10 protein-coding genes are annotated in these 14,263 nt (G+C 65.2%); 3 read left to right on the plus strand and 7 right to left on the minus strand.

What is annotated here, in order from left to right; genetic code table 11:
• Positions 1–11 precede the first annotated feature (11 nt).
• The 5 genes from WA237_RS05185 to WA237_RS05205 all read right to left on the minus strand — a co-directional run bounded on the left by WA237_RS05185 (position 12) and on the right by WA237_RS05205 (position 6,025).
• Positions 12–1,403 (minus strand): nidogen-like domain-containing protein, encoded by a 1,392-nt coding sequence (locus WA237_RS05185; protein WP_336096899.1) that lies wholly within the window; start codon positions 1,401–1,403, stop codon positions 12–14.
• A gap of 124 nt (positions 1,404–1,527) precedes the next feature.
• A complete protein-coding gene (locus WA237_RS05190) occupies positions 1,528–3,009 on the minus strand; it encodes a calcium-binding protein (RefSeq protein WP_336096900.1) in 1,482 nt (493 codons plus the stop codon).
• A 141-nt stretch (positions 3,010–3,150) separates the two neighbouring features.
• Positions 3,151–4,050 (minus strand): glycosyltransferase, encoded by a 900-nt coding sequence (locus WA237_RS05195; protein ID WP_336096901.1) that lies wholly within the window; start codon positions 4,048–4,050, stop codon positions 3,151–3,153.
• Between the two features lie 9 nt (positions 4,051–4,059).
• Positions 4,060–4,737, minus strand: a complete 678-nt coding sequence (locus tag WA237_RS05200; RefSeq protein WP_009813499.1) for an ABC transporter ATP-binding protein — start codon at positions 4,735–4,737, stop codon at positions 4,060–4,062.
• Positions 4,738–4,771: 34 nt separating this feature from the next.
• Positions 4,772–6,025, minus strand: coding sequence for a sugar transporter (locus tag WA237_RS05205; RefSeq protein ID WP_336096902.1), 1,254 nt, complete (start codon positions 6,023–6,025; stop codon positions 4,772–4,774).
• 84 nt (positions 6,026–6,109) lie between these two features.
• Between WA237_RS05205 and WA237_RS05210 the strand changes: the two genes are divergently transcribed.
• The 3 genes from WA237_RS05210 (at position 6,110) to WA237_RS05220 (ending at position 10,256) form a co-directional block, all read left to right on the plus strand.
• Positions 6,110–6,880: an ABC transporter permease gene (locus WA237_RS05210; RefSeq protein ID WP_336096903.1), complete on the plus strand. Its 771-nt coding sequence runs from the start codon at positions 6,110–6,112 to the stop codon at positions 6,878–6,880.
• 78 nt (positions 6,881–6,958) lie between these two features.
• Positions 6,959–9,232, plus strand: coding sequence for a glycoside hydrolase family 99-like domain-containing protein (locus tag WA237_RS05215; RefSeq protein WP_442970246.1), 2,274 nt, complete (start codon positions 6,959–6,961; stop codon positions 9,230–9,232).
• Positions 9,225–10,256 carry a hypothetical protein gene (locus WA237_RS05220; RefSeq protein WP_336096904.1) on the plus strand — a complete coding sequence of 344 codons (1,032 nt, stop codon included), beginning with the start codon at positions 9,225–9,227 and terminating at the stop codon, positions 10,254–10,256. The genes WA237_RS05215 and WA237_RS05220 overlap by 8 nt, the downstream gene beginning before the upstream one ends.
• Here the strand turns inward: WA237_RS05220 and WA237_RS05225 are convergent.
• Positions 10,237–11,988 carry a DUF2793 domain-containing protein gene (locus WA237_RS05225; RefSeq protein WP_336096905.1) on the minus strand — a complete coding sequence of 584 codons (1,752 nt, stop codon included), beginning with the start codon at positions 11,986–11,988 and terminating at the stop codon, positions 10,237–10,239. The two genes, WA237_RS05220 and WA237_RS05225, sit on opposite strands and share 20 nt — an antisense overlap.
• A gap of 128 nt (positions 11,989–12,116) precedes the next feature.
• Entirely contained in the window at positions 12,117–14,222 is a 2,106-nt protein-coding gene (locus WA237_RS05230; protein WP_336096906.1) for a polysaccharide biosynthesis tyrosine autokinase, read from the minus strand.
• Positions 14,223–14,263: the final 41 nt, after the last annotated feature.

The following is a 14,263-nucleotide window of genomic DNA, read 5'->3' on the forward strand; positions in this document are numbered from 1 at the left end:
AGTCCATATCCTCAGCCCATCAGGTCGAAGACATTGCCCGCGATCCGGATGTTGATCTGCTCCTGTGCCGCGCCATCGACCAGCGCCCAGATGATCTGATCCGTGGGCAGGTAGATGACAAAGGCCTCGGCCACGCCGGAGGTGCCGGCATTGGGGGTTTCGGCGAAATTCACCTGAAAATTCTGTGGTGAATCCGGCCCGCCGCCCCAGAGCAAAATGTCGCCTTCGGTGCTTGTGTAATCCTGAATCCAGTCCGATCCATGGTCGGGAATGCCCAGATGATAGAAGCGGTCCGCCCCCGTCCCGCCATTGACCCGGTCCGAGCCAAAGCCGCCGTTGATGAAATCATTGCCCTCGCCGCCATAGATCAGATCGGACCAGGCCGAGCCGGTGATCACATCATCGCCAAGCTGACCCAAAAGCTCGTCCGCGCCGGCGCCGCCTTCGATACTGTCATTGTCATTGCCGCCATAGACAATGTCATTGCCCGCGCCGCCATAGATCCGGTCATGGCCATTGCCGCCGTAGATCACATCGCTGATGTCAGCGTCGGTGGTGCCGCCATAGATCACGTCATTGCCGTCGCCACCGTTGAGCGTATCGCCGCCATCGCCGCCAAAGAGCCAGTCATGCCCGTCATGACCGCGCAGGATGTCCGGGCCGTCGCGGCCGCGCAGGAGATCATTGCCCGCCCCGCCGGTGAGCACATCGCCCGTCGCGCCGCCTTCGAGCACCGCGCCGGTGACCGGCACCGCGCCGGGCAGCGCCCCGTCGCGCATCTCGAACTGCCATGTGCCGGGCTGGCCGGTGTTGCCGAGGCTTTCGTGCAAGAGCGCCGGATCGCTGCCGATCAGCAGCGGCAGGGGCAGGCGCAGCCCGGCGATCTGGGCGCTGGCCCCGGCGTCGCCCTCGGCGGTGCCAAAGGTCCATTCGATCCGCTCATAGCGAAAACTGATGTCGAAATCGCCGCCGCCCCGGTCCGTCAGCGTGACCTGAAAGAGATTGGTGTCATCCGCCTGCCGCCGGTAGGAGCCGACGCTGTCCCAGGTGATCGTCACCCGGTCGAGCGCGCTGTCGATATCGACCCAGATCTGCCCGCTTTCGGCGCCTTCGCCGTCGATCCGCGTGTCGACATCGGCCCAGAAGGGCGCGATCACATCCTGCGCCAGCGGGCCGGTCGTCTCGGTCCGGTAGCCGTCGAGCGGGCCGCCAAAGCTCAGCGCGCCATTGGTGTTGACCCAAAGCGCCGTGCCCGCATGGCTGCGCCCGAAGATATGGAACCCGGCGTCGAACACCGCGCTCAGATCAAGTTGAAAACTGTCGTCGTCGCCGCGCGCCAGCGCCGTTTCGCCAAAGCCCTGCGGCCCGCCCAGCCCGCGCAACACCTGTCCTGTCTGTGGCATGACACACCCCCATTCACCCGTTTCCCGGATGGCAGGATAGCAAGCGCGAATTTACATCCGTTCAAGAAATCCGCCGCAATTTGAACGGTCTGGCCTGTCACATCGAGCCGTCAAACCCTGCCGGTCAGAAGATGAAATCGCCGCTGCTGAAATCCGAGCTATAGAGTTGCGCCCCGCCATCGTCATAGAGCCGCGCGGCAAGGTCACCATAGCGCAACTCGGCCCCGTAGGAGCGGCTGATGATGGTCAGTGCGTCGAGCGATTGCACGCCCCATCGACTGATGTCGATCCGGTCCTCGCCGAGGTTGAAATCGAGCACCCGGTCGACCGGCAGGTCATCATCGAGGCAGAAGATATCGGCCCCCGCGCCGCCGGTCATCCGGTCATAGCCCGCGCCGCCCATCAGCACGTCGTCGCCCGCGCCCCCGAACAGCTGATCATCGCCCGCGCCGCCCCAGAGCAGGTCTTGTCGGGCGCTGCCGGTCAGGCTGTTGGCCGCCGCCGTGCCGATCATCGGCGCGGCAATATCGGCGCTGTCGAGCGTGGCGAGGGTCAGCCCCGGCTGGCCCGCCGCGATCACCTGCACCTCGGTGCCGAGGGTCACGGTGGTCAGCGCGGTGAGGTTGGAGAGCGCCCCGCCCGGCGTGTTGAGCAGGCTGCCATGGGCGAGGAGCTGATAATCGGGGAGGATTTCCATCAAGCCGATGCCATCGTCGCCGCCCCCGGTCAGCACAAAGCCCCGGTCGCCTATGGAGAGTGTCGCCAGCGCGTCGATGCGGGAAAACCTTGTGGCGAGGCTGTCGATCACGTGATCCTCGAGATAGAGCACCCCCATCGGATTGACCCGCATCAGGCTTAGCGTGGAAGACCCGGTCGCGCCGACGACGGCGAATTCAGTGCCATGGGCCGACACGCTGGCAATGCTGTCGAGCCCCGAGACATAGAGCCCGTCCTTGATCCCGAAACTGTCGATCAGCGTGGCGCTGCCATCGGCGGCGATGTGAAAGCTGCTGATCGCGTTGTCCTGCGCCGAGGCGGTGAGCAGGAAGGGCGTGCCATCCACCGTGATCGTGGCGATATCGCTGACATTGCCGAGGGCGACCTTGGCGTGATCCGTGACGCTGTCGCGCAGCGCGGGCTGTCCCGAGGCCTGCCATTCGTAGATCTGCATTCCGGGCGCGTCGCGGGTGCCGGTGATCAGGAAGTCGCGCGCGCCGATGGTGATCGTCGCGATCTGGGTCACCGGGGCGGCGAGGGCGGAGATGGCCTGTGTCTGACCGCTGAGCGCGCCGGTGTTGCCGATGTCGAAACTGTTGATTTGCTGGGTGTGGACGCGGCTCGCGAGGAGCTCTGCGCCGCTGCCATCGCCGATGAGGGCGAGATCGCTGACCCGGAACACCGAGCCATTGCCCGAAAGCTCGACCGTGGTGGGGGAGCCGAGCCCGCCGCCCTGCGAGAGGGCAAAACGGGTGATCGTGCCGGTGGCCTGTGATCCGGCGTAGAGCCATGTGGAGCTGCCCTCGGACTGGCCGAGAAGCGCCTCGACCCCGCTCAGGTAGAACGGGTCTTCGCTGAGATAGGTGTTGCGGAATGTAAGTGCGACCATGATGCCCCCAACGGTCTGATAGGTTTGTCGGGGGAGTGGACCCTGTCATCGCGGCATCAGCGGCGAGAGATTGTGGCCAAGCCATGACGATTGATTAGACTTGTAACCGCCTGAATTGGGGCGGTGGGGGGTCTTCGGCGGTCAGAGCAGGCGCAGTCGCGCGGCGGTGCAGAGCGCCGCCTGTTGGGCGCGGCTCTGCCGGCGGATGCCGAGCGTCTCGGGATGCCAGCCGCCCTGATGGAGCCCGACCGAGAAGCGGTGCAAGAGCGCCTGCGCCTCGGGATCCAGCAGGTCGCGCACCCGCCAGAGCGCCTGCGTCTGCGCCCGGAGCCACATCCCATAGCGGCCGCCGAGAAGATAGCGCAGACGGCGGAGCCGGGCCGCCGTCCCATAGGCCGCGCCAAGCGTATTGGCCCCGTGCTGGCGATAGAGGACAGAGGCGCCCTCCTGACAAAGCACCGCCCCGGCGCTGCCGGTGGTCAGCGCGTAGATCCACCAATCGGGAAAGGGCGGCATCAGATCGGCGGGGGGCAGGGCGAGGCGGACCAGCTCTGTGGCGCGGGAAGAGAGCATGGTCGCATTGGCGGGGGCGATGTTCTGCACCAGCGCATTGGCAAAGCCGGGGCGCGGGTGATGCGCCAGTTGCCGGCGTCGTCGCAGCCGCGGATCGGTGACGATGCGCCCGGTGACATGGAGCGCCGGATGCGCCAGCCTCTCGAGTGCGCGGTGACCTTGGGCGATGCGGTCCGGCAGCCAGACATCGTCCTGATCGCTGAACCCGATGATGCCCTTGGGCGCGGCACGCAGCAGGCAATGGATGTTCTGGGCATAGCCGCGCCCCGGGCCGCGCAGCACGGTGACGTGAAACGGGGCCATGCGGGCAAAGCGGTGCAGGATCTCGAGGCTGTCATCCTCGGACCCGTCATCCGAGACGATGAGGCGGGTGGGCCGATGGCTCTGCCGGGCGAGGCTCTGGAGCTGGTCCCAGAGATGCGCCTGACCGTTGAGCACCGGCATGAGCAGGGTGATGTCCTCGCGCATCGACCCCCGCTATCGCAGCCAGGGCGGCAGCTGGCCGCGCATCAGGTGATCGTGATGCTCAATAGCCCGCGCCACCCGCGCATAGTAGAAAAGCCGCCCGTTTTCGAGCACCGCCCCCGAGGTGCAGAGCCGCGCCAGAAGATCGGTCGAATGCGACACGACGATGGCGCTCGCCCGTGTGAGCCGGTCGCGCAAAATCGCCTCGCTCTTGCGGCGAAAGGCGGCGTCGCCGACCGATGTCACCTCGTCGATGAGATAGGTGTCGAAGGGCACCGCCATCGAGATGGCAAAGCCGAGCCGCGCCCGCATCCCGGCGGAATAGCTCCGCACGGGGAGGTGGAAATGCGCGCCGAGATTGGTGAAATCGGCGACGAATCGCGTCATTTCATCGGTATCGACCCCATAGACCCGGGCGACAAAACGCGCGTTTTCGAGCCCCGAGAGATCGGGGTGAAAACTGCCCTGAAAGCCGACGGGCCAGGACACGCTGCCCCGGCGCAGGATGCGCCCCTGATCGGGGCGGGAAATGCCGGAGATGAGCTGTAATAGGCTCGATTTTCCGGCGCCGTTGCGCCCAAGGAGGGCCATCGCCTGCCCGGTGGGAAAGCGAAAGCAGAGATCGCGGGCGACGCATTTCTGCACGCCGCGGCTCTTGTGGGTTTTCCAGACATGGCTCAGCAGGATCACCGCTGCCCTCCCATTTCGCCCCAAGCCGCGCCGCTCATGCCCGGTCCCGCAGGCTATAGGCGCCGAGCACCATCACCGACCACAAGAGCAGCGCCCCGGCAGCCACCGCCAGGAGCCACATGATCCGGTCCGGATAGAGCGCCCGTTCGGGCCGCGTCGGCTGGCTGAACGTGGCGAGGTAGCGCATCTGCCGGTCGCTTTCGGCGCGCGCGGTCTCATAGCTCGCCAGGCTGAGAACATAGGCCTCTTGTGCCACGTCCACATCGACCTTGAGCCGCTCAAACTCGCCCATCAGCCGGGCATAATTGCGATCCCCGGCGGCGTCGCCGAACTTGCGCCGCTCGCTAGCGATTCGCTCGCGGATGACCTCGATGCGCCGCTGGCTCTGGGTGATCCGGGCATCGGTGATCTCGCCCTTGCGGGTGGCCTTGCCGCCCTGACCCGTGGTTGCCTGCAACATGTCGAGCGTCACCAGCTCTTCGGCGAGGCTTTGCTGCAGCCGCTGGATGACCCCCATTTCGCCCTCGAGATCGGCCAACGGATCGACGATGCGATGGGTGGCGCGATAGCCGGTGAGCGCCTGCCGCGCCGTGCCGAGCCTTTCCTCGGCGCGGCTCAGCTCGCGCCGCGCATGCGACAGCCTGTCCTCGCGCGCGATGGCGCTCAGCCGGTTGATGAGCGCGGCGCAGGCCGCCTCGATCTGTTGCGCGAGGGCGAGCGCATCGCCCGCGTCAAAGGCGCGGGCCTCGACCGTGAGAATGCCGGGCCCCGCGTCATAGTCGACATGCACCATGCGCGTCCAATAGCGCGTCAGATCCTCGATCGAGCCCTCGGGATCGAAGGCAAAGACCGGATCGCGTACGGGGCCGGACCAGACTGACCGCAGATCGAGCGCGGCATCCACCTGTGCCACGAGATCGGGCGAGCGGAGATATTGAAAGAGGATGTCACTGTCTGGCGAGGCGCTTCCGGTGAGCGCCGAAAGCCCCGGCATCGCCTGCAACAGCCCGCCGGTCGATTCGGCCTCGCTATGGATGGTGAAGGCGAAGCTGGCGGCATATTGATCCGCCGCCCGCTGATAGAGATACCAGCCCGCGATGCCGGTCTGCCCCAGCACCAGGCACAGAAAGCTCAGCAGCACGAGCAGATGCCGCCGCCGCGCCCGTGCCCGGCGGGCCGGGGCGAGATGCCCTTCGACCAGGCTGCCGGGAGGCACCAGCGCCGGAAATTCCGGCCGCGCATCGGGTTTGGGCACGGTGCTGGCGCGCCGCATCAGGGAATGTGACATGGGCCCGGTCCTTTGGCCGCTAAGGGTTTCTTCATCCCCAAGGGCTAAACCGGAAACCTCAAGATTTGCCTAACCGGAGACCACATGACTGCCCTTGTCGCGGGCCGCGCCACGCTGGCCCTTATCCTGCGCGAAATGTCGACGAGCTATGGCCGCACGCCCGGCGGCTATCTCTGGGCCGTGGCCGAACCGGTGGCGGCGGTGGCGCTGTTGACCGTGGTGTTCGCGCTGGCCTTTGATCACCCGCCCATCGGGCGCGATTTCGCGCTGTTTTATGCGAGCGGCTATCTGCCCTTCGCCTATTACAGCGATCTGGTGCAGAAAATCGGCGTGGCGCTGCGGTTTTCGCGGCCCCTCATGGCCTATCCGAAGGTGAGTTGGTGGGACGCGCTGATGGCGCGGTTTCTGCTCAATTCGCTGACCAATCTCGTGGTAATCGGGCTGGTGCTCGGCGCGATTGTCGCCCTGTCCCGCACGCCGCTGCGGCCCGACGCGGGCGCGCTTGCCGCGGGGCTCGGGCTGGCGGCGGCGCTGGGGGCGGGGTTTGGCATTCTCAACGCTTTTTTGTTCGAGGCCTTCCCGATCTGGGAGCGGGCCTGGGCGATCCTCAACCGGCCGCTTTTCATCCTCTCGGGCGTGTTGTTTTTACCTGATGCGGTGCCGCGCCCCTATGATGATTGGATCTGGCTCAACCCGCTGGTGCATGTGATCGCGCAGATGCGGGCGGGGCTCTATTCCGGCTATGCGCCGGACGCCCTGTCGCCCGGCTATGTGCTTGGCATCGCGGCGCTTTCTCTGCTGATGGGGCTGCTGCTCTTGCGTCGCCATGCGCGGCAATTGCTCGACCGGATCTAGGGAAAAGGACGGGCTTTCAGCGATGGTTAACCGCTCTGGCCTAGCATGGGGCGAGTTCGGAGGATTGCGAGGTTGACGATGGGACGATTCGAGATGTGGCGCAGACGTATCGGCAAGGCGCTGCGCCTGATGTTCCCGCCCCGGCCCCTGCGCCGCTATGCCCGCCTAATCGCTAAACGCGGGGCGTTCGACGTCCGATTCTATCGCCGCGAACATAAGGATCTGCATTGGTCCTGCCGGCTCTGGGCACGTCATCATTATGTCATGTGGGGCGAGCAGATGGGGCTTCGGCCCGGGGCCGATTTCGCGCCCGAAGAGTATCTGCGGCTCAACCCGGATGTGGCGGGCTCGGGCATCCCGCCCTTGATGCATTATCTGACCTCTGGTCAGGGCGAGGGGCGCAGCGGGCAACCGCGCCATGTCACGCGACCGCTGCCCAGCTGTCCCCTGCCGCGATTGCGCTTTGATCCGGGCCGACCCAAGGCGCGGTTCGCGCTGCATGCCCATATTTACTATCCCGATCTCTGGCCCGAGTTTGCCACCCGGTTTGACGAGATCGGCGACGGCATCGACCTCTATATCACGCTGACCTGGCGCGGCGAGGAAACCCGCTGGCTCGCCGATGAGATCACCGAACGCTTTCCCCGCGCCTTTGTCACGCCGGTGCCGAACCGGGGCCGCGACATCCTGCCGTTTCTGCTCTTGGCCAATGCCGGGGCCTTTGATGGCTATGACGCGCTATGCAAGATCCACACCAAGAAATCGCCCCATCGCGACGATGGCGATCAATGGCGCAGGCATCTGATCGACGGGGTGCTGCCCGCCACCGGGCTGCAAGAGAGGCTGCAGCACTTCCTCGCCGATGACGCGGCCGCCTTCTGGGTCGCCGATGGGCAGGCCTATGCGGCGCGTGATTGGTGGGGCATCAACCGGGACAAGACCGCCGCCGTGCTGCGCCGGGTCGAGCTCGATCCGCTGCTCGATGCACTGCGTTTTCCGGCCGGGTCGATCTATTGGATGAAGCCCTTGATGCTCGGCATGATCAAGGCGCTCGATCTCGACGCGCCGATGTTCGAACCCGAGAAAGGCCAGGTTGACGGCACGCTCGCCCATGCGGTCGAACGCGCCATCGGCGGGCTCGCCCTCGCCGCTGGGCAGGAGATTCGCGAAACCGCCGCGTTGAAGCGCCCGCGCCGCGCGGGTCACAGCGGCGCCCCGGCCCTGCGCGCGCCGCGCTTTGTTTCGGCCTTCTACCTGCCGCAGTTTCATCCGATCGCCGAGAACGACGCCTGGTGGGGGGCGGGCTTTACCGAATGGCGCGGCGTGGTCGATGCGGCCTCGGCCTTTCCCGGCCATCTGCAGCCCCTGCGCCCCGCCGATCTCGGCTATTACGACCTGCGCGCCACCGAGGTCATGGGCGATCAGGCGGCTCTCGCGCGGGGCGCCGGGATCGATGCCTTTTGCGTCTATCACTATTGGTTCGGCGGGCGGCGCGTGCTGGAACAGCCGCTCGACCGGCTGCTTGCGCGCCCCGAGATCGATTTTCCCTTCTATCTCTGCTGGGCCAATGAAAGCTGGCGGCGCAATTGGGACGGGCTGAGCGGCGAGGTGCTGCTCGATCAGAGCTATGCGCCGGGATTTGAGGCCGCACTCGTGGCCTCGACCCTGCCTTATATGCGCGACCCGCGCTATCAGCGGCCCGATGGCCGCCGCCCGCGCTTTGTCATCTACCGCCCCGAGGACATGCCCGCGCCGGAACAGAATGTCGCCCGCATGCGCCGCGCCTGGGCCGAGGCGGGGATCGGCCCGGTCGAGCTTGGCGCGGTGTCCTTTCACGTGGCGGGCAAGAACGCGGTCGATCCGACCCTGTTCGATTTCTGGGTCGAAATGCCACCGCATGGGCTCGTCAAAAGCGAGGATTTCCTCTTTGGCGGCAGCGCGGGCAACCTTATGGGCGCCGCGGCCCCGGCCCCGGGCTTTGCCGGGCTCATCTATGATTACCGCGCCATCGCCGCGCGCAGCCTGACGCCGCAGTACCGCGATAGGTTGCCGCCCAACACAATCGCCGGGATCATGCCGAGCTGGGACAACACCGCCCGGCGCGGCCCCCGCGCCCATATCGCCCATGGTGCCACCCCGGCGAGCTTTCACAACTGGTTGCGCGGGCTTTGTGGCGGCCCGCTGAGCCAGAGCTATCGCGGAGAGCTTTTCATCAACGCCTGGAACGAATGGGCCGAAAAGGCGATGCTCGAGCCGAGCACGCGCTTTGGCAGGCTCTATCTCGACGTGCTCTCGGAAACCACTGCCTTGCGCGAGCAGCACCATGACGACCGGACGAGCGCCCATGGCTAGGCTCGTTCTTCATATCGGCACCCATAAGACCGGGACGACCTGGGTGCAGGACTGCCTTGCCGCCGCCCGCGCGGCTCTGGCGCAGGCGCAGGTGATCTATCCCGATCTGTCGCCCCATAGCGGCCATCACGGCTTTCTGACCGACTGGATTGCGCTGCCGGCGGCCTATGTTACCCGCGACGGCGGGCGCGCCGGGCTCGCGCAGCTAGTACGGCAATGGCGCGACAGCGAGGCCACCATTCTGTTGTCGAGCGAAGAGCTATCTCGTGGCGGCGGCCCCGGCGGATATGCCGATCTCGACGCGTTGCGCAGCCTCTTTGCAGGTTACGACATTCTCGTGCTCTGTGTGCTCCGCAATCAGCTGTCATTCCTGCAATCGGTCTATGCGGAGATTGCCCGCGCCCGGCTGCCACCGCGCCCGCCCGATCTGGTCGGCGAAGCGGTAGAGACCGGGGTGGTGGATGGTGTGTTCTGTGACTATGGCGGGCTCTACGACCGCCTGCGCCAGAGCTTTGCCGCGGATGAGATACGTCTGCTGGATTATCATGCGGCCTGCAACGCACCGGGCGGGGTGCTGGCGAGCCTCATGCGCTATGTCGCGCCGGGCCTCGCGCCGGATATCTACCTGCCCCAAGCGCCGGTGGGGCAGGCCAATGTCTCGCCCCGGGCATTGACGATCTGGGCTGCGCTGGCGGTGGCGGGCAGCGCCCTGCCGGACACAAGGCTGCGCGCCGCGGCCAACACGGCGTTCGATCTGGAATACGGTCCCACCCGCCGGGCCACGATCTTTACCCGCGCCGAACACCGCACCCTGGCAGAGCGGTTCGATCCCGCCAACGAAGCGCTTTGTGACCGGATCCGCCGCCTGCAACCGGGGTTTTCGCTCACGGCTTTTGTCCCCGCGCCCGATCTTCTCTGGCGCGAGGACCTCGGCCCTGCCTATTGGGTGCGGCTGGCCCGGCGGCTTTGGCTCGATCCCGAGCAGACCGCCGTAACCCCGCCGCTCACAGCGGCGCGAGGCTGAGCGCGGCGGGCACGAGGCTGATCTCTCCGGTGCTCACATTCCCCTGCGGCGCATAGAGAGACCAGGAACCAGCCAGTTCACCGCTCGTCACCGGGGCTGCATGGCAGAGTTCGTCGGGTCGCACCGACAGCCCGGCAAACCAGATGGCATGCGAGGCCCCGGTATCGGGGTGCCCGGAATATCCGCCCGGTCGGTTGGTATAATTGGCCAGCCACATCAGTTTGATACGCGCGGTACCGGGCGCAAAGTTCGAGGTGACATTGGTCCCCGATCGGTCGATCCCGCCGATATAGTTCTGCGCCGCATACCAGCGGTCCACGTCCGGCAAATAGCTATTGGCCAGCAGCGCATATTTATACGACCCGCCACTCGACGAATTGGCGATCGGCGTGCCTGCGGGCCATGTGCCCGACGGATCATCGGGATTGCCGAGTGAAGCGGGAAACCCGCTGTTCAGTGTGACCACATGCGTCGACTTGTTCACCCCGGTCACATCGAACAGGTCAAAGGCAACATGCCGCGTATAATCTGCATATAGAGCACCGTCGCTATTGCGATAGGCAAAGAGGCTCACCCCCCGGTGATAGGGGGCGGTGGAGCTGTCGTTCCAGCCGCTGGCATCGGTGAGCTGAATTTGCGTGTCTCCCGGCGTAAGCGGCACAGCCAAAGTGGTCAGACTGTCGGTCCCGCCGGATTTATACCGCATGTGATGTTGGGCCGCTATCGTCAGCCCATCGCTGTCGAGGCCAACAACTCCGATAATTTGGCCATGCCGGTCGCCATTGGTAAAAACCGACCAGTCCCCCGCGACCGCCTCCTGACGGAGATAGCATCCGAGGCGGTAACAGCGATTGGGATCAACGGCGAGGGTCTCGAGCGTCGTCAATGTCGGGGAATAATAGCCGCGATACCGAAAGCTCCCCGGAAGGTTGGGCGAGACCACCGGGTCAAAGGCGAATTGCGTCGGGAAATTGTAGCTATTTCCCAAAAGCCCCGTGCCATTGGTCACCAGGTCGAGCCCGCGCGACGCCACATAGGCGGTGTTGGCCAGATCCCCGCCACCAAAGGCATCGGGCACGAGCCCCGTCACCCCCGACGGAAAGCTCACCGCGCCGGTCATGGCCTCGGCCCGCAGCGCGGTGTTGAAGGCAGCGCCATCTCCGCTCACCTTGATTTCGAAATCATCGCCGCCTGGCGTCCCCATCTCGGCCCGGCCCGACCAGCCGGTCTGAAACAACAGGCTCGCCGTATCCGACGCGCCGGCCTTGTTGAGCTTGAGCTGATGCCCGGCCCCGGCATGGGTGAGCAAGGTCGCCTGCGACGCCACGGCAAGCCGGTTGGTGTCATCGGCGCTGGTATTGACGCCAAGATGGGTGAGATCCTGCAAACCGGTGATGCCGGGACCCCAGTCGCTGCCGTCAAAGACCTCCTGCCGCGCGCTGTCCTCGACCCAGGCGATCCAGCCCGGATTGGGCGCGTAAAACGCCCACCCCGTTTCCTCAAACACCGCAAGCGCACCGTCTTGACCTGCCCAATCGCCACTGGCCCCGGTGGGCACGATATAGCGCTGCCCCGGTTCGGGCAGGGCGGGCGGCGTGGTCACACTGGCACTGCTCACCGCGAGCTGCACGAGAGCATCGAGCTGCCGCAGCGCCTCGTTATGGGTCACATGCTTTTGCGCCTGCGATGGCTGAATATAGGGCAGCGAAAGATTGTCGGACCGGTCGGACATGAAGGCTCTCCCAAAGACAAAGTCCGGGAGAGCATTCGGGAAATCCTTTTCAAAACCTTTACGGTACCGGACGCAGCCCCGGAGAGAGCCTCGGGATCGGGCCCAAACGCCGCCCGATCCGCCTCTGATCAGCTGTTGTAATAGGCCTGATAGGCGCCATAGCTGTCGCCATAGCCATAGCGTTTCATGCCGCGCTGATCGATCTGGCTGAGCACGAGACCGGTCACCTTGAGATTGACATTGGCGAGGCTCTTGAGCCCGTCATTGACCTGGCGATGGGTCGTGCTGTCCCATTTCACGGTGTAGAGGATCGCATCCACGTGCTGCCCGATCACCCGCGCATCCGGCACCGCCAGAACCGGCGGCGTGTCGATGATCACATAATCATAGGCGTCGCGCAGCGTGCCGAGGAACTGGGCAAACGTGTCCGAGGAAAACAGATCCGCCGCGTTCACCTTGGAGGTCTCGCCCAGCAGGATATCCGCCTGCAGCTGCTCGTTGAAAGTCACCGCGCTCTGCAAGCTCGCCTCGCCCGCCAGCACCGACAAAAAGCCGGGCTTGTCGTGAATGTCGAAATATTCGCTGAACACGCGGCGGCGGATGTCGCCCTCGACCAGCAGCACTTTCTTGCCCAGCCCCGACAGGTTCTGCGCCAGCGAAATCGATTGCGTCGTCTTGCCTTCGCCGGGGATCGACGAGGTCGACATGATCACCCGTGGTGGCATGTCGATATTCGCGAGCAAGAGCGAGGTCCGCAGGTTGCGCACCGCCTCGGCCGCCGCCGAATTGGGCTTGTCGGTCAGATATTGCAGCACATTGGCGCGGTTGCGGCTCGGGATCGTCGGGATCTGACCGATCACGGTAAGCCCGGTGTTCCGCTCGAGCGCTTCGGCCACGCGATAGGTGTTCTGCGACATCTCGCGGATGAGCACTGCAGCGCCACCGATCATCGCCCCAAGGATGAGCGACAGGGCGAGGATCATGGATTTCTTCGGCGCTGAGGGCGACAGCGGCACCACCGCCTGCGACAGGATGCGGCTATCGGCCTGCTGAATGCCCTGCTGCACCGTGGTCTCCTTGAGGCGGCTCAGGAATGCCTCGTAGATGAGCCCATTGGCCTGCGCCTCGCGCTCAAGCTGCTGCAGCCGCACCAGCTCCGAGGATTGCGTCTCGATCCGCTCGGTCAGCTCGGCAATCGAAGTGTCGACCGCCTCGAACTGCGCCTCGAGTCGCAGAACCTCTTGCTGCGCCCGGGTCAGAAGCACCGCATATTGCGTCTCGAAACTCTCTGCCGCGCCCTCGACACCGTTCTGAATGTCTTCGGCCAGACGCGCGAGGCCCGGATCATTCGCCCGCTGCGCTTTTTCCTCGGGGCTGAGCCCTTCGACCGTCTCAAGGTTCACCACCGCGGCCTTTTGCGCCGCAATCGCCTCGGTCAGGTTCGATTTGCGGTCGCGCAGATCCTTGAGCTGCCGGTTCAGCGCAAACAGGCCCTCGGGGCTGATCAGATCGGTGCTGCTGCTGAAGGATTTGAGCTCGGTCTCGGCATTCTCAAGGTCGAGCCGCAGCGTGCTCACCTGATCGCTGAGCCATTCGGTCGCCTGCGCGGTCTTCTCGAATTTCACCGAAATCTGGTCACGGATATAGGCCTCGGCCACCGTGTTGGCGATCAGGGCCGATTTGCGCGGCGCCTCTGTCGTCACGGTGATGCGGAACACATAGCTGTTGCGGATATTGCTGATCGCCACCTTGTCCGACAGCACATCGATCACCGAATCGAGCACCCGGCGCTCCGAGACCTCCTCATCGCTGCTGCGCAACAGCGACAACAGTGCGCCCAGCGAAAACATCGACCGTTCCCGCAGCGCGGCGTTGAACTCGGGGTCGTTGGTCAGGTCAAGCCGCTCGACCACCTGCTCCAAGAGCCCGCGCGAGCGCAGAACTTCGACCTCGGTGTTGATGGTGGATTGATCGCCGCCAAGCCCGGTGACCACGCTTTCGATATCGACCACCTGATCCTGACGGCTCTCGAGCGCGACGGTCGCCGAAGAGGTATAGGTCGGCACCGCGCTGACAAAGGCGTAATAGCCCCCCAGAAGCAGCGCCACCGCCATCGCAATCGCGATCCAGAGCTTGCCCCGCCACAGCGTGCCGAGAAGTTGGCCAAGATCGATTTCCTCGGCGCCGCGCGACAACAGGTTACGGGAAGACTCGGACTGCGAAATTTCGGCCATGGGTTCACTCGGTAAGGTTAGTGTCGTGCCTGCTTTTTCAC

Origin of the sequence: Roseovarius sp. CH_XMU1461, from assembly GCF_037027165.1 — a bacterium.
In the GTDB taxonomy this organism is placed as follows: domain Bacteria; phylum Pseudomonadota; class Alphaproteobacteria; order Rhodobacterales; family Rhodobacteraceae; genus Roseovarius; species Roseovarius nubinhibens.

Bases quoted from the DNA above. Each gene is read 5' to 3' on its own strand.
- WA237_RS05185 (WP_336096899.1), bottom strand. From the start codon at position 1,403: ATGCCACAGACAGGACAGGTGTTGCGCGGGCTGGGCGGGCCGCAGGGC.
- WA237_RS05190 (WP_336096900.1), bottom strand. From the start codon at position 3,009: ATGGTCGCACTTACATTCCGCAACACCTATCTCAGCGAAGACCCGTTC.
- WA237_RS05195 (WP_336096901.1), bottom strand. From the start codon at position 4,050: ATGCGCGAGGACATCACCCTGCTCATGCCGGTGCTCAACGGTCAGGCG.
- WA237_RS05205 (WP_336096902.1), bottom strand. From the start codon at position 6,025: ATGTCACATTCCCTGATGCGGCGCGCCAGCACCGTGCCCAAACCCGAT.
- WA237_RS05210 (WP_336096903.1), top strand. From the start codon at position 6,110: ATGACTGCCCTTGTCGCGGGCCGCGCCACGCTGGCCCTTATCCTGCGC.
- WA237_RS05215 (WP_442970246.1), top strand. From the start codon at position 6,959: ATGGGACGATTCGAGATGTGGCGCAGACGTATCGGCAAGGCGCTGCGC.
- WA237_RS05220 (WP_336096904.1), top strand. From the start codon at position 9,225: ATGGCTAGGCTCGTTCTTCATATCGGCACCCATAAGACCGGGACGACC.
- WA237_RS05225 (WP_336096905.1), bottom strand. From the start codon at position 11,988: ATGTCCGACCGGTCCGACAATCTTTCGCTGCCCTATATTCAGCCATCG.
- WA237_RS05230 (WP_336096906.1), bottom strand. From the start codon at position 14,222: ATGGCCGAAATTTCGCAGTCCGAGTCTTCCCGTAACCTGTTGTCGCGC.